General features: G+C 58.9%; 26 protein-coding genes. 16 read left to right on the top strand and 10 right to left on the bottom strand.

Features of this window, described 5'->3' with window-relative positions:
• Positions 1-115 precede the first annotated feature (115 nt).
• Both NW843_RS03750 and NW843_RS03745 read right to left on the bottom strand, forming a co-directional pair.
• Positions 116-844, bottom strand: a complete 729-nt coding sequence (locus NW843_RS03750) for an SDR family oxidoreductase (RefSeq protein WP_011433499.1) — start codon at positions 842-844, stop codon at positions 116-118.
• A gap of 84 nt (positions 845-928) precedes the next feature.
• Positions 929-2164, bottom strand: a complete 1236-nt coding sequence (locus NW843_RS03745) for an anion transporter (RefSeq protein ID WP_414522157.1) — start codon at positions 2162-2164, stop codon at positions 929-931.
• A 300-nt stretch (positions 2165-2464) separates the two neighbouring features.
• Here NW843_RS03745 and thrB point away from each other — a divergent pair, with 300 nt between their 5' ends.
• A complete protein-coding gene (gene thrB / locus NW843_RS03740) occupies positions 2465-3391 on the top strand; it encodes a homoserine kinase (protein ID WP_414522156.1) in 927 nt (308 codons plus the stop codon).
• A gap of 24 nt (positions 3392-3415) precedes the next feature.
• On the opposite strand, the gene NW843_RS03735 is transcribed toward thrB, so the two are convergent.
• Genes NW843_RS03735 through eda form a run of 3 tightly spaced genes read right to left on the bottom strand, consistent with a single transcriptional unit; the run spans position 3416 to position 5175 of the window.
• Complete coding sequence (locus NW843_RS03735; RefSeq protein WP_414522155.1) at positions 3416-3961, bottom strand: diacylglycerol kinase; 546 nt, start codon at positions 3959-3961, stop codon at positions 3416-3418.
• Positions 3945-4436, bottom strand: a complete 492-nt coding sequence (gene ybeY, locus NW843_RS03730) for an rRNA maturation RNase YbeY (protein WP_414352127.1) — start codon at positions 4434-4436, stop codon at positions 3945-3947. The genes NW843_RS03735 and ybeY overlap by 17 nt, the downstream gene beginning before the upstream one ends.
• A 25-nt stretch (positions 4437-4461) precedes the next feature.
• The gene (gene eda, locus NW843_RS03725) at positions 4462-5175 is read right to left on the bottom strand and encodes a bifunctional 4-hydroxy-2-oxoglutarate aldolase/2-dehydro-3-deoxy-phosphogluconate aldolase (protein WP_414522154.1); all 714 of its coding nucleotides are present in this window, start codon (positions 5173-5175) and stop codon (positions 4462-4464) included.
• Between the two features lie 686 nt (positions 5176-5861).
• Between eda and NW843_RS03720 the strand changes: the two genes are divergently transcribed.
• Positions 5862-6977: a murein hydrolase activator EnvC family protein gene (locus NW843_RS03720; RefSeq protein WP_414522153.1), complete on the top strand. Its 1116-nt coding sequence runs from the start codon at positions 5862-5864 to the stop codon at positions 6975-6977.
• Here the strand turns inward: NW843_RS03720 and NW843_RS03715 are convergent.
• Positions 6968-7618, bottom strand: coding sequence for an ABC transporter ATP-binding protein (locus tag NW843_RS03715; RefSeq protein ID WP_011433492.1), 651 nt, complete (start codon positions 7616-7618; stop codon positions 6968-6970). The genes NW843_RS03720 and NW843_RS03715 overlap by 10 nt on opposite strands.
• Before the next feature lie 168 nt (positions 7619-7786).
• On the opposite strand from NW843_RS03715, the gene NW843_RS03710 reads away from it, so the two are divergent.
• The 5 genes from NW843_RS03710 to NW843_RS03690 all read left to right on the top strand — a co-directional run bounded on the left by NW843_RS03710 (position 7787) and on the right by NW843_RS03690 (position 12924).
• Positions 7787-7969, top strand: a complete 183-nt coding sequence (locus tag NW843_RS03710) for a DUF3285 domain-containing protein (RefSeq protein ID WP_414352125.1) — start codon at positions 7787-7789, stop codon at positions 7967-7969.
• 299 nt (positions 7970-8268) lie between these two features.
• Positions 8269-9450, top strand: a complete 1182-nt coding sequence (locus NW843_RS03705) for a histidine kinase (RefSeq protein ID WP_414522152.1) — start codon at positions 8269-8271, stop codon at positions 9448-9450.
• Between the two features lie 574 nt (positions 9451-10024).
• The gene (locus tag NW843_RS03700) at positions 10025-11125 is read left to right on the top strand and encodes a serine hydrolase (RefSeq protein ID WP_414522151.1); all 1101 of its coding nucleotides are present in this window, start codon (positions 10025-10027) and stop codon (positions 11123-11125) included.
• Positions 11126-11254: 129 nt separating this feature from the next.
• The gene (locus NW843_RS03695) at positions 11255-12673 is read left to right on the top strand and encodes an NAD-dependent succinate-semialdehyde dehydrogenase (RefSeq protein ID WP_414522150.1); all 1419 of its coding nucleotides are present in this window, start codon (positions 11255-11257) and stop codon (positions 12671-12673) included.
• The gene (locus NW843_RS03690; RefSeq protein WP_414329585.1) at positions 12673-12924 is read left to right on the top strand and encodes an RNA-binding S4 domain-containing protein; all 252 of its coding nucleotides are present in this window, start codon (positions 12673-12675) and stop codon (positions 12922-12924) included. The genes NW843_RS03695 and NW843_RS03690 overlap by 1 nt, the downstream gene beginning before the upstream one ends.
• Positions 12925-12929: 5 nt before the next feature.
• Here the strand turns inward: NW843_RS03690 and NW843_RS03685 are convergent, their stop codons facing one another.
• From NW843_RS03685 to NW843_RS03675, 3 genes are all read right to left on the bottom strand, one after another.
• The gene (locus tag NW843_RS03685) at positions 12930-13442 is read right to left on the bottom strand and encodes a hypothetical protein (protein WP_414522149.1); all 513 of its coding nucleotides are present in this window, start codon (positions 13440-13442) and stop codon (positions 12930-12932) included.
• Positions 13443-13451: 9 nt separating this feature from the next.
• Positions 13452-13838, bottom strand: a complete 387-nt coding sequence (locus NW843_RS03680) for a plastocyanin/azurin family copper-binding protein (RefSeq protein WP_414522147.1) — start codon at positions 13836-13838, stop codon at positions 13452-13454.
• 234 nt (positions 13839-14072) lie between these two features.
• Entirely contained in the window at positions 14073-14738 is a 666-nt protein-coding gene (locus NW843_RS03675) for a DUF4439 domain-containing protein (protein ID WP_414329579.1), read from the bottom strand.
• A gap of 247 nt (positions 14739-14985) precedes the next feature.
• Here NW843_RS03675 and NW843_RS03670 point away from each other — a divergent pair, with 247 nt between their 5' ends.
• From NW843_RS03670 to NW843_RS03630, 9 genes are all read left to right on the top strand, one after another.
• On the top strand, positions 14986-15735 hold the full coding sequence (locus tag NW843_RS03670) for a WecB/TagA/CpsF family glycosyltransferase (protein ID WP_011433483.1): 750 nt from the start codon (positions 14986-14988) through the stop codon (positions 15733-15735).
• A gap of 40 nt (positions 15736-15775) precedes the next feature.
• Positions 15776-16615 carry a cell division ATP-binding protein FtsE gene (locus tag NW843_RS03665; RefSeq protein WP_238376738.1) on the top strand — a complete coding sequence of 280 codons (840 nt, stop codon included), beginning with the start codon at positions 15776-15778 and terminating at the stop codon, positions 16613-16615.
• Between the two features lie 93 nt (positions 16616-16708).
• Positions 16709-17620 (top strand): cell division protein FtsX, encoded by a 912-nt coding sequence (locus tag NW843_RS03660; RefSeq protein ID WP_414356127.1) that lies wholly within the window; start codon positions 16709-16711, stop codon positions 17618-17620.
• Positions 17621-17681: 61 nt separating this feature from the next.
• Entirely contained in the window at positions 17682-18284 is a 603-nt protein-coding gene (locus tag NW843_RS03655) for a hypothetical protein (protein WP_414522146.1), read from the top strand.
• A gap of 57 nt (positions 18285-18341) precedes the next feature.
• Positions 18342-19526 carry a pyridoxal phosphate-dependent aminotransferase gene (locus NW843_RS03650; RefSeq protein ID WP_414522145.1) on the top strand — a complete coding sequence of 395 codons (1185 nt, stop codon included), beginning with the start codon at positions 18342-18344 and terminating at the stop codon, positions 19524-19526.
• Positions 19527-19684: 158 nt separating this feature from the next.
• Entirely contained in the window at positions 19685-20485 is an 801-nt protein-coding gene (locus NW843_RS03645) for a ParA family protein (RefSeq protein ID WP_011433472.1), read from the top strand.
• 1 nt (position 20486) lies between these two features.
• Positions 20487-21314, top strand: a complete 828-nt coding sequence (locus tag NW843_RS03640; RefSeq protein ID WP_414389609.1) for a hypothetical protein — start codon at positions 20487-20489, stop codon at positions 21312-21314.
• 303 nt (positions 21315-21617) lie between these two features.
• Complete coding sequence (locus NW843_RS03635; RefSeq protein WP_414522144.1) at positions 21618-23243, top strand: peptide chain release factor 3; 1626 nt, start codon at positions 21618-21620, stop codon at positions 23241-23243.
• A 186-nt stretch (positions 23244-23429) separates the two neighbouring features.
• Positions 23430-24650, top strand: a complete 1221-nt coding sequence (locus NW843_RS03630) for an aminotransferase class V-fold PLP-dependent enzyme (protein WP_414522143.1) — start codon at positions 23430-23432, stop codon at positions 24648-24650.
• 422 nt (positions 24651-25072) lie between these two features.
• Here the strand turns inward: NW843_RS03630 and NW843_RS03625 are convergent, their stop codons facing one another.
• Positions 25073-26068 carry a hypothetical protein gene (locus NW843_RS03625; protein ID WP_414522142.1) on the bottom strand — a complete coding sequence of 332 codons (996 nt, stop codon included), beginning with the start codon at positions 26066-26068 and terminating at the stop codon, positions 25073-25075.
• Positions 26069-26382 lie beyond the last annotated feature (314 nt).

The following is a 26382-nucleotide window of genomic DNA, read 5'->3' as shown; positions in this document are numbered from 1 at the left end:
AACAGTGATGTTCAGCAGTGTTCAGCGTAAATGTATCAGAAACTCGAGCGCTTGTTTCACCAAAAGACAAGCTGCTGCCGCCTCAACCCCAGCAAAAGGACGGCAAAACACTTGGTCAAAGGAATTGGTGGCTTTCCGGCTGCAACACTATCTCGCTCGGTACAGCACCAGCGGGCGCTGTAAGGGCAAAGCAGATGGCTTCCGCAGCCGTGGCAGGGCTGAGCATCTTGTCTCGTTGCACCTTCAGGCTGATGGGATCCCAGAAGGGTGAGTCGATGCCCCCGAAGTAAAACAGCGTAAATCTGACCCCAAAGCGCTTCAGCTCATCGGCCATGCACTTGCTAAACCCGACCACCCCAAACTTGGCCGCACAGTAAGCAGAGGCCATCGCCATGGGATAACGTCCAAGGACGCCGGGAAAATTGAGGATGTGGCCGGATTTTTGCTCCCGCATGGGGTTGGCAGCCAGTTGGCTGGTGTAGAAGCTGCCCTTCAGGTTGACCGCCAGCATTCGCTCCAGGTCTGCGGGGGTTAGCTGGGGAGCAGGCTTCAGGATCCCGGCCCCGGCCAGGTTAATCAGCACGTCAATGCGCCCATGCTTTTGCACCGTTTGGTTGACCAGTGCCTCTACCTGGGCATAGTCCGTCACATCAGTGGGGATCCCCAATCCAGAGGCAGCCCCCAAAGAGGCTGATTTCTCCACCAGAGCTCGCAGGGGCTCTTCTCGCCGAGCGGCCAACACCAGATGGGATCCGGCCTGAGCCAGCATGGGCACCAGGACGCTGCCGATACCCCCTGTTGCCCCTGTGATCAAAATAACTGCCTGCGATAGCGGAGAAGACACGTTACGTTTCTTAAACTCTTTTTCCCATCATACACAGGGATCCCGACAAGCCAGTCACAGCCCCACTGGATCCCTCGACAGAGGTCATCTGAGCGATGGGGAAGACAGAAAGGGCTGGCACAGCCACAACCCACTGAACCCCAGGGTTAGGAGAGTGAGGGGCAGGCCAAAGCGCAGATGTTCCCCAAACGAAAGCACATAGCCTTTTTTGGCCGCTGCCTCGACTGTGATCAAATTGGCCACCGCCCCAAATAGTGTCAAATTGCCTGCCAAAGTGGAGCCAGCAGCCAGCAACAGCCAAGCGGTGGTCTCCTGTCGGGGCAGGAACGATTGCAGCAACAGCACCGCCGGCACATTGGAGATGAGGTTGGATAAAACGGCCACACTACTCAGCAGGGCAAGAGGGGATCCCGCCAGACTCTCTGCCAAGGATCCCAAGCTCATCCCCCAAGCAGTGACCAGCTCTCGCGTTGCCCGCGTCAGGATAAATAGCCCGGAAAACATCACCAGCAGATTCCAGTCCACCTGCTCCAAAAATCGCTCTGGCTTCAGCCTACGGGTAATCAACAACAGGGCCGCCGCCACCAAAGCCGATTCTGCCAAGGGAAGTCCGGCTACAAAGGCCACAAACAGCCCCCCCGTAATCACCACGCTCTTGCGCAACAGGGGCGGGTAGAGCCGCAGCGGCAGCCAAGGCACCTGGGCAAAGGGTTTCAACGAGCGCACCTCAGGGTAGTACAACCACAGCAACCCCACTTCCAGCAGCAGCCCTACCACGGCAATAGGGGTCATCTGGGCAGCAAACTCCAGATAGCCGATCCCAGAGAAGGAGCCGATCAGGATATTCTGCGGGTTGCCGCTCAGGGTGGCGACGGATCCCAGGTTGGTGGCTGCCGCCAAGCCCAGCAGATAGGGAATCGGGTTTAACCCCAGCACCGTTGTGACCTGCAAAGTCAGGGGAGTAAACACCAGCGCCAGCGTGTCGTTGAGCAGGAAAGCCGAGAGCAGCCCGCTGCCGAACACCAGCATGATCAACAGACCAAAGGGGCTGCGGCTCACCCGAATCAAGCCCAGCAAAGCCAACTGAAAAGCCCCCCCATAGGACAAGCTGGCATTTACCACCATCATGCTCAGGAGAAACACAATCGTGGTCGGGTCAATGGCTTCCCAAGCCTGCCGTAGCGATAAGGTCCCCAAGCCAATCAACAGGGCGGATCCCACCAGGGCGATGGTGGCCCGGTTCATACGCAACCTAGGCAGGGATCCCAGTCCCAACCCGACATAGCTCAAACCCAACACCAACCAAGACAGCCCCTGCACCCCCCGATCCCTCCCCCACTTCTTTCAGGATCCCTGATGGGTTCAGCCAATGGCAAAGGCTGGAGTTGAAACAGGCCCAACATTCCCGATACTCAATAAGTCACAAATAAGTCACAAGAACCAATCATGGTCAGAAACCTTTCGGGATAGTCCAAAAGCTCCGCTGGATCAGCGCGTTTGCCTCGGCGAGCTGCAGACCGAGCAGAGGTGGCGAGAATATCCAAGGTCTGGCCATCGTTCGTAGGATAATGGGAGCCCGCAGACATTGAGTTACCCACCGTTCACTGAGGAGTTGTCCCCTTGGTCAAAGAACGCGTAGAGGTCATCGTCCCGGCCACCACCGCCAACTTGGGGCCAGGGTTCGACTGCATCGGTGCAGCCCTAGAGCTCTACAATCACTTCCATTTTCGCGAGATCCCTTCCGGCCTCAGCATCCACTACCGTGGCAGCGACCACATCAGCCAAAGCAAGGACAACCTGGTGTACCGGGCTTTTTGCCGCGCCTTTGAGTTGCTGAGTAAGCCTGTGCCGGGGGTAGAAATCGAAATTACCCTCAACGTGCCCCTGGCGCGGGGGTTGGGCAGTTCTGCCACCGCCATTGTCGGCGGCTTACTGGGGGCCAATGCCATTGGGGCGCTTAACTTAGCTCCCGAAACCCTCCTACAACTGGCCATTGCCCTAGAAGGCCATCCAGACAATGTGGTGCCCGCCCTGCAGGGCAGTTGTCAGCTTTGTGTGCAGGGACAGCAGGGGCAGTGGGTGTTCTGTCCCGTGGAGTGGCATGAGAGCATTGGCATCCTGGCCGTAGTGCCCAACTTTAAGCTTTCCACCCAAGCGGCCCGCGAGATCCTGCCCAAATCCGTCAGCTTGGCGGATGCGGTTTTTTCCAGCAGCCATCTGGGCCTGCTCATTCGCAGCTTGCAGTCGGGGCGGGTGGACTGGCTGAAGGTGGCTCTGCAGGATCGGCTGCACCAGCCGGCGCGTATGGAGCTGATCACTGGGTTCAAAACGGTTCAAGCTGCAGCCATGGCTGCCGGAGCCTATGGGGTGGTGATCAGCGGAGCCGGCCCCACTCTTCTGGCCCTCTGTGCTCCCGAGAATCGGGAACGGGTGGGATCCGCGATGGTCAGCGCTTGGGCGCAGTTGGATATTGAAGCGGAGGCCAAACTGCTCAACCTGGACCGGCAGGGAGGACGGGTGGTGATCCACTCCCAGCCGACTGGATAGGAAACTCCCTCTCCAGCCGGGGAGCTACCCTGCTGCCGGGAAGCCATCTTGCAGCAGCAACACCAAGGGCGGAAGAAATAGCCAAGCCGCCACCATCAAGGACGCCACTGCCGCCATCAACACCGCTGCTGCCGCGCAATCTTTGGCGATCTCGGCCAGGAGATGGTACTTGCTGCCCAGGGTGAGATCCACCACTGCTTCCAGAGCGGTATTCACCAGCTCCAGCGCCATCACCAAACCGCTGGTCAAGCTGATCAGGGCCATTTCCACAGCGCTCAGCCGCAGGCCCAGCCCAAGGCCAAAGGCCATCACCGCCATCACCATGTGAATGCGCAAGTTGCGCTGGGTGCGGATGGCATAGACCAAGCCCTTGCCCGCGTAGTAGAAACTTTTGCCCAGGTTGTCAGCCACTTGCCAAGAGGGGGGACGTCGCCAGGGATCCCTTCCCAAAGGCTCGGCACTGGCTGCCCGATCCGCCTCAGATGGCTGCGCTGGGTCTCTGGAATGGACGCGCCGCCGGAACACCGCCAGGCGAGAACGCTCCGGCAACCGACTAGGGCTGTTGGCCATGGGCCACCTCCCCATCCAGTTGGATGGCTGCGAGCAACTGTCGCTGTTGCTGCAACATGCGCTGCAGGGACAGTTCATCCGGGTGATCCCACCCCAGCAGATGGAGCAACCCGTGGCTGGCCAACCAGGCCAACTCTTGCGAAAGACGATGCCCCTGCGCTTTGGCCTGTGCGCGGGCGGTGGGCACCGAAATCACAATATCCCCCAGCAGGCGTACCCCCGTTACGTCTTGGATCTCAAAGGGGGCAAACATCTCCTGCGCGGCAAAGGCCAACACATCGGTGGGCTCGTCGAGATGGCGAAACTCGCGGTTGAGCTGGCGGATGTGTTCATCGGAAGTGAGGCAAAGGCTGAGCTCGCATGGCTCCTGGACTCCCAGCTCTTTCAGCCAGATCTCGAACCAATGACGCCAAGTGGCTTCTTCAACCGGGCTTGGGATGTTGAATTGCAGATAGAGATCTAAAAATCCATCCATGCGGGCCTCACTCACACCACGCCCCCTATTCTACTGGTTTGCCCAGATTGGGCCAGGTTTTGTTTCTCTGCTCCGCAAGCTGCTGCAGCGCCTGTCGTAGTCGATTCTCCAACAGATGGCAGCCTGAGTCCAAATCCTCTGTCGGGAACAGATCCCCGGCAATGCCCACTGCCCAGGCCCCTGCTTGCAGGTATTCCGCTGCCTTGGCCAAGGTGACTCCCCCGGTGGGGATCAACGGCAGGGATCCCAGCACCGATTGTAGATGGCGCAGGTAGCGGGATCCCCCCATGCTCTCCACCGGAAACACCTTCACTGCCGTTGCCCCCGCCTGCCACGCCCTCCAGATCTCGCCGGGGGTGAGGGCACCGGGCACGATGGGCAGCCCTACTTCCCGACCCCAACGGATGACTTGCTCATCGGTGAAGGGGCAAACGCAAAACTGGGCTCCTGCCTGCCAAGCCTGCTCCGCCATCTGTCGATTGAGAACAGTGCCCACCCCTATCCAACACTGCGGGTGGTCTTGCCGCAGTTGGGCAATCAACTCCAGGTATTGGGGAACTTGCGTGGTGATTTCAATGTGGCGGATCCCGGCCCGGATGGCCAGCATGGATCCCTCGAGAGCTTGGGCTGGGCTGGCACAGAGGCGGATCACGGCAATCAGCGGCTGCTGCCACAGATGGAGTAACCAGGGGTGCTGTGACCCTTTTCTGAAACTGCACTCAGCATCCTCGAATGCCATCTGTAGGAAAATACCCGCTCAGTGTTTTGCAGTTGCTTGGGTTTAGCTTAAGTTTAATTGCAATCCAAAAACGAAAAAGTCAGCCTGCCAATGAAATAATGACAAACCATAAAGCCTAAACGTCTTTTCTTTCAAGGGAAAGCCTAGCAGATGACTCAGGAACAAGCAAAGCCGGTGTTTTATAGGGGCAACTGTTTGCGCGTTCGTGGCCTTTGCCGGAGTGTTTGCTTTTCCCAGCTTTTCACGGCGTTGCTGGTTCCTGCTCTGGCCTTGTTGTCTCCCTAACCGGTGCTGAACTCAGCAGAGAAGAGGAGGAAGATTCCTCAAACCAAAGGTGCCGCAAGGTATCCCGTCTGTATGAGGCAACTTTTTGGTTGGCCTTCTAAGCGTGAGGTTTGCCAGCAGGTGAGCGACCAGTTTATCGTCATTTCCTAGTTTTTCTAGTCCGTTGAGGTTGCTGCCGCTTGAGTTGCATGCCGTCAGGCCTGTGGGATCCGGAGGTGGAGTCGCTACTGTCTGGCTCTTCTGTTGCTGTTCGGAGTAGCCCTAAATAGCCAGCTCAGGCCCGATTCAGATCCGTGGGGATCTTTGTATCCTTAGGGTCGATGGGTCAGTCGCAGAGGGTGTGAGGAGTGACGAGTCTCAGTCGTGGGGCACACAGGCTAAAAGGGTGGATAGCGCTCGGATTGCTCACCCTCTTGCTGCTGTGGGGGGGTGCCCCGTCTCAGGCGCAGAATGTCAACCAATTGCAACAGCGGCAGCAGCAGATCCAGCAACAAATCCAGAGCACTCAGCGCCGCTTGGGAGAACTGCGCCAAGCAGAAGAAGAAGCCCGCCGCCGCATGGGATCCCTGCAGCAAAACATTCGACAGACCGAATCCAGCCTTCGCGACAATCAGTATCGTCTGGAACAAGCCCAGAAAGCCCTGGAGCAAGCTCAAAAGGAGCTACAGGAGCTGGAAGACCGCCTGAGACGGCAGCAACAGGGCACGGCTGCCCGTTTGCGCTACATGCAGCGACAGGGGGCCGAACATTGGTGGGCTTTGCTGCTCACCAGCCGTGACTTAAACGAGTTTTTCGACCGCCGCCACCAACTGCAACTGTTGATCGAGGCGGATCGGCAGTTGATCCAAGAGCTGCAAGCAATGGCCAAGGAGGTGGATCAACAGCGCATTGCTCTGGAGATGCAGCGCAACGAGATTTCCTTGATTTTGCAGGAGCTGGCCGCCCAGAAGAATCAACTGCAGCAGCAGGCTGCCGCCCAAGAGCAACTGGTGGGCCGCTTGGCCAACGAACGCGCGGCCTATGAAGCAGCCCAACGGCGGTTGGAAGCCGATTCCCAACAGTTGACTCTCCTCATCCAGCAACTGATCGCCCAGCAGGCCCAACAGCAGGGGGGCAGGGATCCCGTTCAAGGGACGGGCCGATTCATCGCTCCGGTGCGCGGGCCGATCACCAGTGGCTTTGGCTGGCGGGTTCACCCCATCTACCGCAGTCGCCGCTTTCATGCGGGGATCGATTTTGGTGTGCCCACCGGCACTGCGGTGAGAGCCTCCGACCGGGGCACCGTCATCTACGCCGGCTGGTACGGCGGCTATGGCTACACGGTGATTGTGAATCACGGCGGCGGCATCACCACCCTGTACGCCCACAACAGCCGCGTTGCCGTTGGGGTAGGCCAGCAGGTACAGCGGGGGCAAGCAATTGCTGCTTCCGGCTCCACCGGCCTCTCCAACGGGCCCCATGTTCACTTTGAAGTGCGCGTCAATGGCCAACCGGTGGATCCCCGCCGCTACCTGTGAAGCAAAGCCTCCGTCGGCAACAGCTTCAGGGATCCCGCCTGCAATGTCCACCGCACATCGGCAATGGAGGACAGCTCCTCCGGGTCGTGGGAAACCACCAACACCGTCCAGGTGGACTTTAGCCGAGCCAACAGCTCGATCAACTGCCGTCGCACCGACCAATCCAATCCTGCCGTCGGCTCATCCAGCAACAGCAAAAACGGGCCACGGATCAACTGGACGGCCAGGGCCAAGCGCCGCTGTTGCCCGCCGCTGAGGCGGTTTGGGGAGGTATGTAGAGGGATCCCTTCCAATCCCACCTGTCTGAGGGCGTTTTCGATCTCTTTTCTCTGTAGCTCTGGATAACCAAAGCGCATTTCCTCCAGCACCGTCAAGCCGCAAAAGTGGCGCTCTGGAAACTGAAACACCAACCCCGCCATGCTGCGCAAGCGGTTGGGGGAAAGTTCTGCCCCTCCCCAGGTAATCCGTCCTTGGGTGGGCCGCGCCAAGCCAGCCAAAATCTCCAGCAGGGTGCTCTTGCCCGCCCCACTTTTGCCCACGATCAGCCCCAACTGGTTCAGGCCCAACTCAAAGGAAAGATCGTTGAGAATGGGCTGGGAAACGCCTGCCGGATGGTAGGAAAGATGCTGAACTTGCAACATGGGGGGCAAAAGAGGGGGATGCTGTCGTTATTTTGGCACCGGAAGATCCCCGCGCGACAGCTATGGCCCTTCTTCAGCGGGAAGGTCGAAGCTTGGGAAACACCTCTATCCGGAGGAGCAGATTAAGCTAGCCTGAAGGTAGGGTAAATTATCGCTCTGGTTATCCTGATGGCGCAGCCTTCTTCTGCAGATTCTCCTTCGGTTGGGGCGGGATCCCCCCCCCAGCTGAGTTACACCCGCCTGGCCATGCGCAACATGGTGCGCAAAGGCAAGACTTCCCTGCTTCACTTCACCCTGACAGCGGTGGGGTTGGTGGCCCTGCTGGTGGGGCTGGCCTACCTGTTTCACTAAGTTTTCACTGAGTTCCGCGAGAGTGTCCTGGCTATACCCTCTTGCAGTTGTTCCTAGGGCGGGAAAGCCACACCCTGAAAGGTCTTTCTTGTTACACTCCATGTCGCTTCTTAAGCTTTTCCCAAGATTAGGTGTTAGAAGGAACAAGCAGCAATGGCTCCTACGGTTGGACCTACGGTCCGCTTCCGCGAACGAGCGCACGGCAATCCCGGCTGCTGAAACGCCAACCTTTGGCTTTAATGCTACGCAATGTGCTACGCACCGCTATCGCGAGCGCTAACGCGACTGGACTTTGGCCTATGCAGACTTCGCCAGACCTCACCTCCGCTCGTTCTGTCATTCGCCTGCTGTTGTTTGCCAAGAGTCGAGCTGTCGTTGCCGAACTTGAGGAACATCTGCGCCAGCACATCCAGGGGTTGCCCGGCCAATACCCTGCCCAACTGGAAGTGGTGCCGCTGGAGGAGCACCCCTACCTGGCAGAGCATTACAAGCTGGTGGCCACTCCGGCTCTGGTCAAGGCTGAGCCCTTGCCCGCTCAAGTTTTGGCGGGCGCAGACTTGGCGACGCAGTTGGAAGTGTGGTGGCCTCGTTGGCAAGGCCAAGCGGCTTTGGCCTCCGGCCCGCTGACGCGAATGGCCGCCCATGGACCTACGGTCCGCTTCCGCGAACAAGAAGGAGCAGGACGGGATCCCGCCTCCCCTCCGACCACCGAGGCACTGTTGCAAATGTCGGAAGAGGTGTTTTTGCTGCGGCAGGAGCGGGCCCAATTGCGGGAGCAGTTGGACTTCAAAGATCGCGTTCTGGCCATGCTGGTGCATGATTTGCGCAGCCCCCTGACGGCCACGGCTCTGGCGGTCGAAACCCTGCAGCAGGGGCGCGAGGGATCCCTGGACAAAGCGCTGGAACGGCAGTTGTTCGACCATGCCCGCCAGCAACTGCGCAAGATGGACAGCATGATCACCGATATCCTGGAGTCGGCCCGTGGCGCTGCCTCGGAGCTGAGGATTCGAGCCGTAGAAACCCAGTTGCCCGGCTTGTGTCAGGCGGTGATCGAGGAGCTATGGCCGCGCATTCAAGGCAAGCGGCTGCAGTTTCAAGCGGATATTCCCGTGGATCTGCCCTCCGTCCATGTGGATCCCGACAAGATCCGCCAAGTTCTGTTCAACCTGCTGGACAACGCCATCAAGTACACCCCCGCCGGGGGATCCATCCGCCTCGATGTCCTCCATCGCACCAGCCAAAAGGTGCAGGTGACCGTCAGCGATACTGGCCCTGGGATCCCGGAAGCCGACCAAGAGAGCATCTTCTCCGATTCTGTCCGTCTGTCCCGGGATCAACAGCAGGAGGGCTATGGCATCGGCCTTTCCCTCTGCCGACGGATCGTGCGCGCTCACTACGGCCAGATTTGGGTGGAGTCTTCCTTGGGCAAAGGCAGCAGCTTTCATTTCACTTTGCCCGTGTATCGGCTCTGCAAGGGCTAGCCGGGAGCTGGCTCCCCATGGGTGTGAGCCCCCTCAGAGAGAACAGATCTGACGGTTTTCCTGGACTTGGCAAAAGCGCTCCGCGCCGCTTCCGCGACTATTCCCAGCCCCTCTTCCAGAGGGAAAGGGGGGTCACGGATCAACCTAAGTTTTTAAAACGACTCCGAGTGGATGCTCTGGCAACAGGGACTCATCCTGCCTTTGGCGGGGTTGTTGCTAGGCTTCGTGTCGCGAGGACGGTTTGATGGGCGTTTTGCAATCTAGGTCAGGGCAGGTTGGCCAATTTGTGGGTTTAATGTGGGTTTAATTAAGCCAAGCTCACCGGAGTGGAGTCGGTGAAACTGCCAGCAGTGTCTGTCAGAAGTATGGTGTTAAGGCAATCGTTCTTATGACCAGAGCAAGGGAGAGGAAAGGCACCGATCCATCCGCGCTAGCGGGCCGTAGGCCTTTGCCAGAGAAGTCGCGGGATCCCCGCCGCCCTCCACAACCTGCCAAGAACGCCGTCCCGCCTCCAGAGGGGTCAAAGCTGCGAACGGGATCTGGTCGCCTGCTTCCTGCCCCTAGGGGATCCCTATTGGTTTCCCGTCCTCAACCGCTGCGTCTTGCTCGCCAGAAAGCCATTGCTCGTCTGCGCCAACGGGCTGCCCAGCCCCGCCGCTTGAGACGTTCTCCCTCTCTTGGCCAAGTATTGCTCAGGGGACTAAGCTTAAGTCTTATCCTGGGCCTGACGATGGCGGGCCTCTCGCAACTGCTGCAATCGACCACCGCTGGCCGGATAGAACAGGCCACGACGCCGCTTGGGGATCCTCCCCCGTCGGCATTCCCGAGTAACATTCTGCCGGGAGAAGCGATCCCGGCTTTGCAGGAGCGCTTGGCCGCTTTGGCCGACCAACCGGGCTTGACGGCAGGGGCTCTGTTCTGGGAGGTGGAAACTGGCGCCTTTGCTGGGGTTAGGCCGGATCAGGCTTTTCCTGCCGCCAGCGTGATCAAGATCCCCATTCTCTTGGCTTTTTTCCAGGCTGTGGAAACCGGACAGGTGCGGCTGGATGAACAGCTCACTCTGCGGGAAGATCTCAAGGGAGGGGGAGCTGGTGTGTTGCAAACCCGACCCCTCGGATCCCAGGTTTCTGCTTTGGAAGCGGCCACCCTGATGATCACCCTCAGCGACAACTTCGCCACCAATCTGATCATCGATCGCCTGGGTGGACAGGAGGCTCTCAACCAAAAATTTCGCCAGTGGGGACTACAACACACGCAAATTTCTTGGTGGCTACCGGATCTGGAGGGCACCAACACCAGCAGCCCGCGCGACATGGTTTGGTTGCTCAGCCAGGTGGAACAGGGGCGCATGCTCAGCCGCCGCAGCCGCGACCGTTTTCTGGACATTCTCTGGCGCACCCAACGGCCCTCCTATTTCCGGCCCAACTTGGGTCAAGAGGTGCGCATTGCCCACAAAACGGGAACCTTGAGCTCCGTGGTGGGAGATGCCGGGATCCTGGATTTGCCCAACGGGCGGCGCTATGTGGCGGCGGTGTGGGTGAAGCGAGAAACCCCCAACGACCCCAGAGCCGAAGGGCTGATCGCCAGCCTGTCGCAAGCAGCCTACGAGTTCTGGTCTGCTCCTGGATCCGCCCCGCCATCCCGAACAGACACCACCGGCAGCCCGCAACCCTGAGTCCCCCACTCCGCAAATCTTTCCATATTGCTACGCAACGCTTACGCGAACGCAGTAGCAGTGCGGAGCACTATTCCAGGCAGAGCACAAATGCCAGAGTGGAGAAACAGGCGTTGAGGGAAAACGATATTGCTACGCAACGCTTACGCGAAGGGGCACCTGGTCAGCATCAACCCCACCACCGGAGAGGAATTGGCTCGCTACCCCGTTTTCGACGCTGGGCAGATCCAAAGCTGTATCGCCCAAGCCCACGAGCGGTTTCAGAGCTATCGTCGGATCCCGTTTGCTCAGCGATCCGCCTGGCTGAAGCGGGTGGCAGGGATCCTGGAGGAGCGCAAAGCGGAGTTTGGCCGCCTGATCAGCTTGGAGATGGGCAAAACCTTGGCCTCTGCCGTTGCGGAAGTGGAAAAATCCGCTTGGGTTTGTCGCTACTATGCCGCGGAGGCAGAAGGGTTCTTGGCCGAGCGCTCCATATTGCTACGCAACGCTTACGCGAATGCCACCGGTGCGGAGCACTTTGCCAGCCGCAGCGGGATCCGCTACCAGCCGCTGGGGGTGATTTTGGCAGTGATGCCCTGGAACTTTCCCTTTTGGCAGGTGTTTCGCTGTGCAGCCCCGGCCCTGATGGCGGGCAACACCCTCTTGCTGAAACATGCTTCCAACGTGCCCCAATCGGCTTTGACCCTAGAGCAGATCTTTCAGGAGGCGGGATTTCCGCCAGGGGTCTTTCAAACCCTGCTGATCACAGCAGCCCAGGTGGCAGAGGTGGTGGCGGATGAACGGGTGCGGGGGGCCGCCCTCACCGGCAGCGAAGCCGCCGGCTCCAGCCTGGCCCGTTTGGCCGGTCAACATCTGAAAAAAACAGTGCTGGAACTGGGAGGGAGCGATCCCTTCATCGTGCTGCCCAGCGCCGATCTGGAGGCAGCAGTTGCCACAGCGGTCACGGCCCGTCTGATCAACAACGGCCAGTCCTGCATTGCCGCCAAACGATTTATCTTGCACAGGGCTATCGCCGAACCTTTCACGGCTGCCATGACGGAGCGATTTCGCCGGCTCAAGGTAGGGGATCCCTTGGATCCGCAAACCGATGTGGGGCCTCTGGCTACCCCCAGCATCCTGCAAGAGGTGGACGGACAGGTGCAGGCTTTGGTGCAAGCAGGAGCCAAAGTCCATATCGGCGGATCCCCCTTGGGAGGAAATTTTTACCCGCCCACGATCCTGAGCGACATCCCCCCGGATCATCCGGTGGCCCACCAGGAGGTGTTCGGGCCGGTGGCGCTGCTGTTCACCGTCCCGGATGTGTCGGCAGCCATTGAGCTGGCCAACAACACGCCCTTTGGCCTAGGTGCCAGCGCCTGGACAACCGATCCAGAGGAACAAGAGCGCCTGCTGGAGGAGCTGGAGGCGGGATCCGTATTCATCAATGGCATGGTCAAGTCCGACCCGCGCCTTCCCTTCGGTGGCATCAAACGCTCAGGGTATGGACGGGAACTGAGCCGGGAAGGGATCCTGGAATTTGTGAATGTCAAAACCATTTGGGTGAAGTGATGGCGGAGACTGCTCAAAGGGATCCCCAGCCGGCGACGGATCCTGTAATCAAGCTGGATCAATTCCTCAAGCTGGCGGGGGTTGTTCCCACCGGCGGGCAGGCCAAGCAGCTCATCCAAGCGGGGCAAGTGCGGGTGAATGGTGAGGTGGAAACCCGGCGGGGACGCAAGCTGCGCCCTGGGGATGAAGTGGCCGTGGGAGGTGGAGTTTGGCGAGTGCGCCTGGATAAGACCCCAAAGTCAGATCAGTGAACGGGTCAGTGCAACCGGATCAAAAGAAGCATGGCCAAGGCCCCGATTCCCCCTGCCACCGCAAACTGCCATTCCAGCCCCCACAGCAGGCAGGCAACTCCGGCCAGGATCTGGATCCCACCGGTGATCCAGTAGGGGAGGCGCGGCGGATCCACCAAGCCGTTGAGCCAGTGACCCAGCCCCATTTGCCACAGCCAAAACACCCCCAGGTATGGGCTCAAAGCTGCCAAAGGGGTACGCCCGACAAAGGGCAGCACCGAGAGGATCATGCCCTGGGCGATCACCAACGTCCACACCAAACCCACAAAGTAGAGGTGGGCCAGTCCGGCTGTTCGAAACTCCGGCAAGCTAGTCTGCCGCACCATGTAGCCCAAGCCAACCAGGGAAATCACCAACCACAGCCAGTTGATGTTGGCCTCTTGGTGAAACTGGGTGGCGGCGAACCCCATCCCCAGAAGAATGGCCCAAACCAGGTACACCCGCCGACAAATGTTCCAGAAGGGAAGAGGGGTTTGCATGGCCTCCACCTAATCGACGACGACAATACGGCCCACCATGCTGGGGTGGATCTCGCAGAAATAGTCCTGGATGCCGGCCACTTCGAAAGCCACTGCTTTGCTCTCGTTGCGCCTCAGCCGTCCCGTTCCTTGGAATTGCGCTCCCTCTATGGGAGTAGCCGTGTGGGGGGTGGAATCCAGGTTGGTGAAGGTCACCTTGCCCCCCCGCTTGAGGGTAACCTCCGAGGGCAGGTATTGAAACCCCCGAATGATTACCTCTGCTGCCGCCGTTGCTTCGACAGGATCCCGCCCCGCAACAGAGCTGGCTTGTCGCCACCGATCCACGGCCAAGATGGCCCCCACATTGAGCAGGGATCCCAGCCCACTGAGCAACAGCAACCGCCGCGTCATTGGCATAGGGCTTTCTCCACACAGGTTAGGAAGCGAAAAAAAGCTGAGGCGTTCAGAAGAAGGCGATTGCGACAGCGGTGTGGAACACCTTGACCTCCAAAGAACCTCCAAAGATCTCCAAACCCCAAGATCCTACAGAGGACGTTGGAAGGCTTTGGAGATCAGCGCCGGTGGGGGTTCTACACCTTGCTGTCGCCGGGGGTTGGCGGCTTTAGCTGGAAGTCATCGCCGGCAGGGGCTTTACACCTTCAGGATCCAGCGCTCCCGAGTCTCGGCGCTGACAAAGGGGGCAGGCACCACCAGAATGCTGGGGTCAAGGCTGTGGAACACGGCCCGGATTGCGGTGGCATGGGCAACTTCGTTGGGGCCAATGGTGCTGGCGGCAGCCACCAGGTCTTTGTTGGAAAGCTGGGTAAACGCGTCGTTGTAAGCCAAGGCTGCATCAAACTCCAGAGCCAGGGCCAGCTTGGCAATGTTGGCATCGGAGTCGAGATTGCCTTCTTTGTTGTCGATGTAGGTGGAAAGGTCGTAGCTATCCCGGGCCCGAGAGGGGATCCCTCCCAGTTGCCGCACGGCGCCCGCCAGCAGATCCCGATGCTGCTCGTGATCCTTCAGGTTCTTGGTGGCCACTTCCAACACGATCTTGCCCACCTCAGTATTGCTCAACTTGCCGGCAGCGGTTTTGTAGGCCCAGATTGCCTGCTGTTCCAAGTCGATGGCCGCGTTGAGGATGGCGATGTCGGCAGTGTTGGACTGGGCGGCACCGGGCAGGGTGCGCAATCCAATTGCTCCACCTACGCCCGCCAGCAAACCAGCCAACAACAAGCTGCGGCGGGAGGTTGCAGGGCTGGGATCCCATTCGGCGGCCAATTGAGGCAGAGCGAAGGGAGTCTTTGCAGTCTTCATCTCAAGTCTCCTGTCTCGAAAGATGGCAACCAACCTTCAGGGGCTTGCTCTGGGTCGGGCAATTCCCTCTGGCCTGGTCTGATGGAGATACGCCGTGGATGCCGCCGCGGATGCCTGAGGGAAGAGATTTTCGTGGTCAAATAGCCATGAAATGCCTCTTCGAACTCCCCTCTCCCTCTGGGAGAAGGTCCGGGCTATCTTAAAAGCGTGTCCAACGGCTCCAGTGGGGGCCAGCATTCGGTCGGTAGTGTCGTTATCCATCCATGCGATTCTGGGCGTGAACCTGCACCTTGCTCTGCCGGAGGCCAGCCTACAGAGCTACGCCACCTGGATTGAGGCGCGTATTCGGGAGGGTCAGGGCGCTCAGGTGGTTACCTGCAACCCGGAAATGATCATGCAGGCGCAGCGGGATCTGGCCTTTGCCCAGGTGCTGCAGGCAGCAGAGCTGGTGATCCCCGATGGCATTGGGGTGGTGTGGGCCCTGCGGCGGCAGGGGATCCGCGTCCAGCGGGTGCCGGGGATCGAGCTGGCAGAAACCCTGATCCCGTTGGCGGCAGAACGGGGGTGGCGCTTGGCCCTGGTGGGGGGAAGGCCGGAAGTCAACCGGGCAGCAATTCGATATTGGCAAGCCCAGTGTCCTGCTTTGGCCCTCTGGGGCTACCACGGCTACTTCTCTAGCGAGGAAGAAAAAGAGCTTCTGCAAGCTCTCCAGGAATTTCGACCGCAACTGGTGTGGGTGGGGCTGGGATCCCCGCGGCAGGAGCTGTGGATCCAAAAGTGGCGTCCCCTTTTGCCCCAAGCCATCTGGATGGGGGTGGGGGGCAGCTTGGACATTTGGGCCGGCCAAAAACGGCGAGCGCCCCGTTGGTGGCGTGACCATCACCTGGAATGGTTGTATCGTCTCTATCAGGAACCCTGGCGCTGGCGACGCATGTTAGCTCTGCCCAGCTTTGTCTGGCGAGTGCTGTGGGATCCCTCTTCTCGTTTGCGCCCCTAGTCTGCCGGCGCTCTCTCCCTCCTCTGTCTAGGCGCTTACTATGGTGATCGGTCAGCACATCGGCTATCCTCCTCGCTTACACCGTTGGGCGGGTACGGCTCCGACCCCTCATCCCCCTGCCCCAGCCCATCCAGAGGCCACCCTGGGCTTTTACAGCAGCACCCAATCCGGATCCCTGCAAGCCCCGGCCAGCATGGTGTCCTTGCGGGGCGTGAGCAAGGTCTTTCCCAACGGCAACTTAATTTTTCAGGATGTGAACTTGGAGGTGCGCCGCGGCGAGTTCGTGTTCGTGACGGGGGTCTCCGGAGCAGGCAAGTCCACTCTTTTGCGACTGCTCTACGGGGCGGAACAGGCCACCGAGGGCACGGTCATCGTCGATCAAGTCTGTCTCTTTTCTTCTGAAGGGCGGCGGCGACCCTACCGCATCCCACCGCGTCCGCTGGCCATGTTGCGGCGGCGCTTGGGGGTGGTTTTCCAAGATTATCGCCTTCTGGCCAACCGCACCCTGGCAGAAAATGTGGCCTTCGTGCTGCGCGCCCAAGGGCTGTCCCCCGCAGAAATCCGCCGTCGCATCGGGCCGACCCTAAAGATGGTGGGGCTGACCGAAAAGCGAGATCACTTTCCCCATGAGCTTTCGGGGGGGGAACAGCAGCGCCTTAGCCTGGCCCGTGCCATTGTCAACATGCCGGTGCTGCTGCTGGCGGACGAGCCAACAGGAAACCTAGATCCGGAAAACTCCCTCTTGGTTCTCCAGATTTTGGAGCGGCTCAATTCCTTTGGGGTGACCGTCATCATGACCAGCCATGACCCCTATCTGGTGGAGCGGGCCGGCCACCGGGTGGTGCGCATGGAGGGAGGGCGCCTGTATGATCTGCGCTGAGGGCTGCCGGGATCCCTATTTTGCTCTCCACAGGCTCTGTTGAGCTCCAGGGGGCAAGGGTCTGAGCCCATTGATTGTTGGATGGAGAACAGCATGCAATCTCTCTCCCGATTTCTCAATAAAATCCGCTATCTCCTACAGGAGACTTTTTTGGGGTTGCGGCGGGGGGGCTGGCTGAACTGGGCCGCTGTGAGCACCCTGCTGGTGTTGCTGTTCTTGGTGGGGATCGGCGTTGAGCTGTCCTGGGGTGTGGATGCAACGGTGCAGTCGCTGGGAGGACAACTGGAGATCTCCGTCTACCTGGAGCCGGAACGGCAGGGGGTGGAGCTGCAACCTCAGGTCGCCCAACTGCCTCATGTGGCCGAGGTGAAGGTCATCACCAAAGACCAGGCTTGGCGCAACCTTTTGCTGGAAATGGGGATCCAAGACGAGGCGGCCATGGAAACCCAGTTGGGGGAGAACCCCTTGGTGGATGCTCTGCGGGTTAAGGCGGATTCCACCGAAGCCTTGGGGGAAGTGGCGGAGCAGATTCGCCAACTGGAAGGGGTGGATGAGGTCTACTACGGCGACCGCATTGTGGAGCAACTGGCCCAGCTCCAGGACATGCTACGGCTGGGATCCCTGACCATTACCGGCGTGTTGGCCCTGACAGCGGTGGCGGTCATCACCACCACCATTCGCCTCATCGTCATGGCGCGGCGGCGGGAGATCGAGGTGATGCAATTGGTGGGGGCGACGGCAGCCTGGATTTACTTGCCCTTTATTTTGCAAGGGTGCCTGTTTGGGGTGATCAGCGCAGTGGGAGCCTGGGGATTGATCTTGGGATCCCAGCAGTTGCTGCAGGAGCTGCTGGAGCAGTTGATTGCCTTGCCCTTCCTCAAGGTGATGCAGGCAGATCGCAGCCAACTGGAGTTTTGGCTCTTGCCGTCGATGTTGTTGGGGATGGGGGTTTTTCTGGGCACCACCAGCAGCTTGATCGCGGTGCGCAAGTCGGCAGGGCGATGAGCTGGAGGCGATGCTGAGGAAAGCCCTGGATATTCCAATCTGAGGATCGCCATAGGATAAGATGATGGACTCTACTTCCCTGGCTTTCCAAGATCTGGCCGCCATGAACCCATTGCCTCCTCCCGCCCACCCCTACCAGTTCCGCGCTTTGGGCCTGATTAAGGGATCCCTGAAATCGATCCCCAAGACTTATGCGCAGGCAACCTTGGTTGCCTCTGACGGAGCAGAATATCCGGCTACCCCCGGACGCGCCGAGCTTCTCGGCCCCTTCGAGCACTGCATCAAGATCGGCCATACCTACTGGTACTACGTGCAGCCGCAGCCGCGTTCAGGGGGGGCTTTGGGCTTGAGCATCATCCGCATCCTGGCCCTGCCGGAAGAGGAGCAAGACCCAGAGTGGGAAGAAGAACCGTTTTTGCCTGCCCCTGAGGACACAGAGGAAGGCTTTAACATCCGCGGCATTGTCGAGCCCCACGATGGCTTTGTTGAGGTGACCGTGCGGCGCAAGCCCCAGGGAACCAAGCAATTTGCTCCTCTGCAATTGCGCTTGGAAGGGTTCTTGCCCGGAGCTGTGGCGGGCGAGTTTTGGGATCTGTTGGCAGAGCGAGAGGGCAACAAACTGCTGTTGGTGGATGGTACCCGCCTGTTGACCGCAGTAGCCTAGCTATCTAGATTGGCCCTGCTTGAGAACCTTAAAATAAACCAAAGAGCTTCCCAACCGATGGTGTCTGCTGCCGGCTTGTCCCAACGGGTCGCCCATCTATCCCCTTCCCCCACGTTGTCCATTTCGGCTCTGGCTAAAGCCATGCAGGCAGAGGGGCTGGATGTGTGTAGCTTGAGCGCAGGCGAGCCGGATTTCGATACACCTGACCACATTCGGGCCGCGGCCATCCGTGCTCTGGAAGAGGGCAAAACCCGCTACGGCCCCACCGCTGGGATCCCCGCCCTTCGCCAAGCAGTGGCCGATAAGCTGCGGCAGGAAAACGGCCTGGAGTTCAGCCACGACCAAATCCTGATCAGCAACGGCGGCAAGCAAACCCTGTTTAACCTGGCCATGGTGCTGCTGGATCCCGGCGATGAAGTGATCCTGCCTGTTCCCTACTGGGTCAGCTACCCCGAAATTGCCATTTTGGCAGGGGCAAAGGTTGTGCAGGTGCAGACGGAAGAGGCCCAGGGGTTCAAGCTCACCGCCGCCCAACTGCGCCAGGCCCTCACCCCCCGCAGCAAGCTGCTGATTCTCAACTCGCCGGCCAACCCCACCGGAGCCGTTTACCACCGGCACGAGCTGGCAGCTCTGGCAGAGGTGATCCTCTCCGCCCCCCATCTGTACGTGATCTGCGACGAGATCTACGAAAAGCTGGTTTATGGACAAGCCCGCCACATCAGCCTGGGATCCCTTTGCCCTGACTTGATGCCGCGCCTGATTCTCAGCAGTGGCTTTGCCAAAGCCTACGCCATGACCGGCTGGCGGGTGGGCTACTTGGCCGGGCCCAAGCCCATCATTGAGGCGGCCATCAACCTGCAAAGCCACAGCACCTCCAATGTCTGCACCTTCGCCCAGTACGGTGCTCTGGAAGCCCTGACCAGCCCCCTATCGGCAGCAGCTGTGGAAAAAATGCGCCAAGAATTCTGGCAGCGGCGAGATCTGATGCTGGACGGGATCCGCACCTTGCCGGGGGTGACTTGCCCGGAGCCAGAAGGTGCATTTTATGTGTTTGTCAACATCGGCCAAACCGGGTTAAGTTCGGTGGAGTTTTGCCGGCAGCTGCTCAAGGAACACCACGTGGCTGCTGTGCCGGGGGTAGCCTTTGGGGCAGATTCCTACATTCGCCTTTCCTATGCTGCCGATCGCACCACCCTCGAAAAAGGGCTGCAGCGGCTGCACCGGTTTGTGTCTTCCCTCTGAGGATTCAATCCGAGGATCGAAAAGAACTGAGGAAGCTCAGCTCCCAGCGGCTGGATCCCTGTAGGCCATTCCCAGCGGCGGGATCCCTATCTGAAGTGTGAACACCATTGCTTAACCCTAGCTATAGTGTTAGGGGATGGGCTACAAGGGGATAACTCATGTCTGGCAGAACGGCGCTTGTCATCACCGTTGCCTGTTTGAGTGGGGGATCCGGAAAGACCACAGCCGCCCTCAACTTGGCCATCATGCTGGCCGAGCATGGCAAGACGCTGGCTGTTGACTTTGACCCACAGGGCAACCTGAGCCAGTGGATGGGCTGGACGGATCTGTCGGAGTCGGCCACCATTGCCGAGACGATTCTGCCGGGGGCGGATCGGGTTCACATTCGGGAGATTATCCGTCCGCCGTTGAATGAGGATCGCCAGGAGCGGCTGTGGTTGGCCCCCAGCGATTACAGTCTCTCGCGGGCTATGGATGCGATCGTAATGGAGCCGGGGCGGGAGCTGTTTTTGAAGCGGGCTTTGCGACCGATTTTGCCGGAGTATGACTTTTTGGTCATCGACAGCCCCCCCTCGAAAGGGTTGCTCACCTACAACAGCATTCTCAGCGCCGATCTGCTGGTGGTGCCGACGGAATGTACCCAAAAGGGGGTGATGGGGGCCCTAAGTACCCTGGTGCTGTTGAAAGAATTGGAAGAGCTGGATTTTCATGTGCCCAAGTTTTTGGGGGTGCTCCCCACACGGGAACAGTGGGTGGGCAACAACCGCACCAAAATGTCGCGGGCCGCAGTGGAAGCCTTGGCGGAAATGATGCAAGGGATCCCCATTTTCACGCCGGTGCGGCAAAGTACAGTGGTGCAGCAAACCAACAGCATGGGCTGGTCCTTGGCGGAGGCGGGGGAAGATCTCCTGGCCCAACCTTATCGTGAGGTCCTCAAGGCTGTGTTGGAGGCCCGCTAACATGGCTACCGCCAAGAAGCCTCCCAAAAAAAAATTGCCCACCGGCCCCACCAAGGCAGATTTGCTCTCGCGCATGGGGGTGAATAAGCAGCCAGAGCCGATGGAACCTGCACCTACGGCTGCCGATGGCGTTGAGGCTCCGCACCGTCCAGAGGACAACAGGGGGACGGATTCCCTGGATCTGCCTCACCCTGCGGCATTAGATGTTGAGCCCGATCCATCTCTCGCGGCCTCGTCCCGTCTGTGCCCCACAACCCCGCCAGAGCTAGGGCCGATTCCTCTCCTGGCCGGTGTGCTCTCCCCACCTGAAGCTCCTTCTCGGGATGCGGATCCCTTGTCCAACTTGTCGCCCGCTCCGGTCGAGGTGGAAAGGGTTGTCTCCCCACCCCAGGTCAGTCTGGCCAAATGGGCCAATACTTCGCTGCCAACTGAAAAGCCAGCCGAGCTTTTGCCCCCTGCTACTGCTTGCACCGACAATGGGGTTCGCCGCAATGGCACCCCCAATGGGCAGGGTGCCCAGTCGGATCCCCGCGAGGCTCTGGATGCACAACTGGGCCTGCAAAAGCTTACCCTCAAATGGTCTGCCGAGAGGGTAGAAAAGCTGGGATCCCTGGAAAGCGCCACCGGGCTACCGGGCGAGATTTTGCTGGAAGTCCTGCTGGATCATTGGGAACAATTGCCCAAGCCCTTGCAGCAAGATTGCCTCCTGCAAGCCCACCGCATTCGCGTCGAGCGGCTGGTGATCAGCCAAAACTTCACCATTGCCACGATTGAGCAACTGCTCTTCACGTCAGCGTTGCGCAACAACAACGAGCAGCATCTGCTTTGAGTTCTGGCCGGTTGGCCTGGGAAATTCCCCCTCAAGATCTCCGCCAGTATGCCAGACAACAGGGATCCCTGTTCCTGTGCTAGGGTCAAAATGGTTCTGTTGGCTTTTCGCGCTTTTCGGCCTGTGCTCTCTCCCCCTCGCTACCTGGCGGCAACCCAAGCCCATTATCATCAAGTGCATTATTCACCCTACTTCTCACTTTTGTTTTTCTATCTTCTCCCTATTTCTCCCATCGTTTAGGGGACAGCATTGCAACGTCATCTTCTTTAAAACGACCAGGTTGTAGTGGAGCGGCAACAGTTGATGAAAGATCTTGATTTGACCAAAGCTGTAGAGCAACGGCGTACCTTTGCCATCATTTCCCACCCCGATGCCGGGAAGACCACCCTCACCGAAAAGCTGCTGTTGTACGGGGGGGCCATTCAAGAAGCGGGAGCTGTGAAGGCCCGTCGGGCGCAAAAGCGGGCCACTTCCGACTGGATGGAACTGGAAAAGCAGCGGGGTATTTCCATCACCTCTACCGTCCTGCAATTTGATTACCGCAACATTCGTCTCAATCTGCTGGATACTCCCGGCCACCAGGACTTCAGCGAAGACACCTATCGCACCCTGGCAGCGGCTGACAATGCCGTGATGCTGGAAGATGCCGGCAAAGGGTTGGAAACCCAGACCCGCAAGCTGTTTGAAGTGTGTCAGATGCGGGGACTACCGATTTTTACCTTTATCAACAAGATGGATCGCCCAAGCCGGGATCCCTTGGAGCTGATGGATGAAATTGAGACGGAACTGGGCCTCAAGCCCTATCCTGTCAACTGGCCAATTGGCTCAGGCGAGCGGTTTACTGCCCTATTTGACCGTCGGACTCAGGAGTTTCATTTCTTTGAGCGGGTATCTGGGGGGCGGCTAAGAGTTCAAGATACCGTTATTAAACTTGGGGATCCACAAATTGAGGAGTTGATCGACAAGGACTTGTATTACCAATTCAAGGAAGAGCTGGAACTGCTGGATGGTCTCATGCCCACCTTGGATCTAAAACAGGTGCATTCTGGCAAACAAACCCCGGTCTTTTTCGGCAGTGCCATGACCAATTTTGGGGTGGAGCTTTTCCTCAATGCATTTTTGGAGTATTCCTTACCGCCAATGCCTCACGAGAGCACTGCTGGGCTAATCCCGCCCGAACATCCTGAGTTTACGGGCTTCGTCTTTAAACTGCAGGCCAACATGGATCCCCGCCATCGGGATCGCGTTGCTTTTGTGCGCATCTGTTCCGGCAAGTTTGAGAAGGATATGGTGGTCAACCATGCCCGCCTCAATCGTCCCATTCGCCTATCTTATCCCCAGAAGTTGTTTGCTCAAGAGCGCATCTCCATCGATGAAGCTTACCCTGGGGATGTGATCGGCCTGAATAATCCCGGCATCTTCACCATTGGGGATACCATCTACACCGGCCCGAAGCTGCGCTACGCCGGGATCCCTAGCTTTTCTCCTGAGCTGTTTGCCTACTTGAAGAATCCCAATCCTTCCAAGTTTAAGCAGTTCCAGAAAGGGGTAGCGGAACTGCGGGAAGAAGGGGCTGTACAAATCATGTACTCTATCGACGATTCCAAACGGGATCCGATTGTGGCAGCGGTGGGCCAGTTGCAGTTTGAGGTTTTGCAGTATCGCCTTGAAAGTGAATACAACGTCGAAACCCGACTGGAGATGTTGCCCTACACCCTGGCCCGCTGGGTCGAGAATGGCTGGAAGGCGCTGGAGAACATCCCCAGCTTGTTTAACACCCTCATTGTCAAAGATATTCAAGACAGGCCCGTTCTTCTGTTTAAGAACGAGTGGACTTTACAGCAATTTGCTGCCAGCAACCCTAAAATCAAGCTCAGCAAAATTGCCCCTATCTCGGATCTCGGCCCAGAATTGGGTGACGGCCAATAGATCAACCTAAGAGAATCCGTCTCAAAGAGCCTTAGGTTCTGACATTCAGTCGAGATGCCATTGGTCTCCACATCAGCGGTGTTGATAGGTGTTGATATCTTCGGATTTCTGAGCAAACCCCTCACACAGATCGCAGCAATTCCCCCATCTTTTTCCTGCATCGTCCAGGGACAGAGGGAGTGAACCATGCCTTTCTTCTCCAACCTGGGATCCACTTCTCCTCGCTTTAGCTCTGCCCTCAGCGCCGATGCACCGCTTTGCGAACGCTCCTTGTGGGGACTGGATCCGCAAGCCGTTTTTTTGAATCACGGCTCCTATGGCGCGACCCCGAAAAAGGTGTTGCAGGCCCAGAGTGTATGGCGGGAACGCCTTGAGGCTCAGCCGGTGCAGTTTATGGGAGAGGAACTTCCTCGAGCCTTGCGGGCGGCGGCAGCAGAACTGGCCCATTTTGTCGGGGCCGAACCCGAAAATTTGGTGTTTGTGGAAAATGCCACCAGCGGGGTCAATGCCGTTTTGCGCTCGCTGCGGTTCCGGCCAGGGGATCAGATCGCCTGCACCAACCACGGCTACGGGGCTGTTCGTCAGGCGCTACAGTATGTCTATGCCCAGTGGGGAGCCATCCCGGTTGAGGCGCAGATCCCTTTTCCCATTGCAGGGCCGGAGCAGGTTATCGCCGCCTTCGAGGCCATCCTCACTCCCCAAACTCGCCTGGCGGTGTTGGATCACCTCACCTCGCCTACGGCTCTGATCTACCCCCTGCCTGAGCTGATCGGCCTCTGTCGGGAGCGCGGGATCCCGGTTTTGGTGGATGGCGCCCATGCCCCCGGAGTTCTCCCCTTGGAGTTGGAAAAGCTAGGAGCCGATTGGTACACCGGCAATGCCCACAAGTGGCTGTTTGCCCCGAAAGGCTGTGCCTTTTTGTGGGTGGCCCCCTATCGACAGGCCCAAACTCATCCTACGGTGATCTCCCACGGCTATGGGCAAGGGTTCACAGCGGAGTTCGACTGGGTGGGCACACGGGATCCCAGCGCTTGGTTGGCCATTTCAGCAGCCCTGGCGTTTATCCAAGGGGTGGGACTGGACAACATCCGTCAGCACAACCACACTCTGCTGCTGCAGGCGCGGCAGTTGCTCTTGGAGGCTCTTGAGGGGATCCCGCCCGCCCCCGAAAAGATGTTGGGCTTTATGGCCACCCTACCCTTGCCGCCATTTTGGCAGCAGTGGATCCCTGAGCTTCCTCTTGAGGAGCGCGCCCGTCGGCTTCACGATTACCTCTGGTACAAGTACCGCATTGAGGTTCCGATCATCCCCTTCGCCGGGCAGCTTTGGGTACGCATCTCGGCCCAGGTCTACAACCGTTTGGCAGAGTACGAACAGTTGGCGCTGGCCTTGCAGCATCTGCCCTGAGGTTTTGTCGGTTGAGCCGCTTTCACGACATTGCAAGTATAGTTGCTTCGCACACCAGTAAAACGATTCCAGATCTATGGTCAATTCAGTTGAGGATGAGATGACGTTACAGGTAGGATGGCATGCCAGTAGACCTCAGAAAGAAGCCTTGACCTGAGAGAGAGTCGTAGGGCATGTCCAGGAAGGGAGCAGACCCACAGACGTACAAAGCCGGTCATACAGCGGAAGGGAAGGGTATGGGAGTCGGTAAAAGCAGCGCGGAACGCTTGGGGAGCGTCTCAATCTAGTTTGAAGCAACCGCAGTGCTTTCAAGAGGGCAAGGATGCATGCAGATGGAGGAACTTCTGTTGATGAAGTGACAAGGCCTGCTTTTGCGAGTCGGACTATTCTACTGGCCAGTGTCTCATTGCTATTTGAATTGACTATCTGAAAAAGCCAGAAAACGTATCCCGCAGATCCGAAAGCCGATCGTTGAAGCAGGTAAGCCGATCCCCTACAGAGTTCACCAGCGTCAGATCTGCCCGACCGGTTGTCCCTTCAAATCCCAGTAGAGGAACGCTCATGCGGCTGGGATCCGTGGGATTCTGGGAAACGCGGATGACGGCTCGATCGCGGTTCAATTGATAAGCCTCGGCCACATAGCGGATGGGCTCGCTCAAGATGGGATCCACCGGCAGCTCTGGGGCCGGCAGGAGATCCACCAGCTCGGTGAACGTGCCACTCCGCAGGCCCACCACGGCAGCAGCTCCCAACTGGTTACAAATGGCAATGAGAACCGGCTCTTGGGCAGTGGCGGTGAGGTTGGCCAAGGTGACGGTGACCGTGGCACGGCTGGCTGCCGGCGGGTAGGTGACCTCAAAGGTGCGGGCAAAGGCATTGCCCAGCTCGTCGCGGGCGCGGAAGCGAAGCTGCCCGGTGTAGGGCAGGATGGAAGAAAAATAGATGCCAAAGCGGTCGCTGGGGCCCCGTCCGGGGATATTGGTCTGTCCGGGGACATAGGCAAGGGCAGCCCGACTTTGCCACTGATTGGGCGGGGCGTAGGGCAGCAGCGGGCCACTGGTGAAGCTGGGGGGTTCTTTGGGGGGCAGATCCGGCTGGCCATCTCTGTTCAAATCCAGGCCATTGCCCAAAAAGGCCACCGAGCGCTGTAAGAGGATGGGGCGGTTTTGGTTATCCAGAGGGGGATTCCGCCTCTCTGCCAGCCCGGCATTGTCCACATAGACATTGAGGGGGCGATTTAGGATTTGGTTATCCCGTTGCCGCCGCATGTTGAACTGTAGGTAGGGCCCCACTGCGCCCGCTGCCGGGGATCCTCCTGTGATTTCAAAATCATCCGCCCGCAGGAAGACATTTTCCAGGGGGCCCAGAGGAGTTGTTCCCTCGCCGCAACCGACCAAGCCAAGCGCTAAAATGGCCAAGGCTGTATAAGCTACAACAGAGCATCCTTTTTCGATAGGGGAATCCGAGCTCCCACAAGTCGGCAGCAGGGGCCGGCAGGCATGCCTTGGCTTCAGCATTCATCTCCTCTCCACAACAGACACCTTGGCGAGGGTTAAACCCAACCGGACTGAGTTGAGGATGGGCGGGGATCCCTCTGCACTCATCGGATTCGCCTGAACCACTATACCGTGAGCCTCGGTTCAGCTAGAAATCGCAGGAGCCCCGCACTGCACCCGTAGGGTCAGTGCCGGGAGGAATGCGGAAGTCACAATAGAACCATGACCCAAGTCCT

The organism is Synechococcus sp. R5-12, assembly GCF_047502655.1.
In the GTDB taxonomy this organism is placed as follows: domain Bacteria; phylum Cyanobacteriota; class Cyanobacteriia; order Thermostichales; family Thermostichaceae; genus Thermostichus.
The sequence above is the reverse complement of the archived record's forward strand: the minus strand, read 5'-3'. Positions and strand labels throughout refer to the sequence as shown.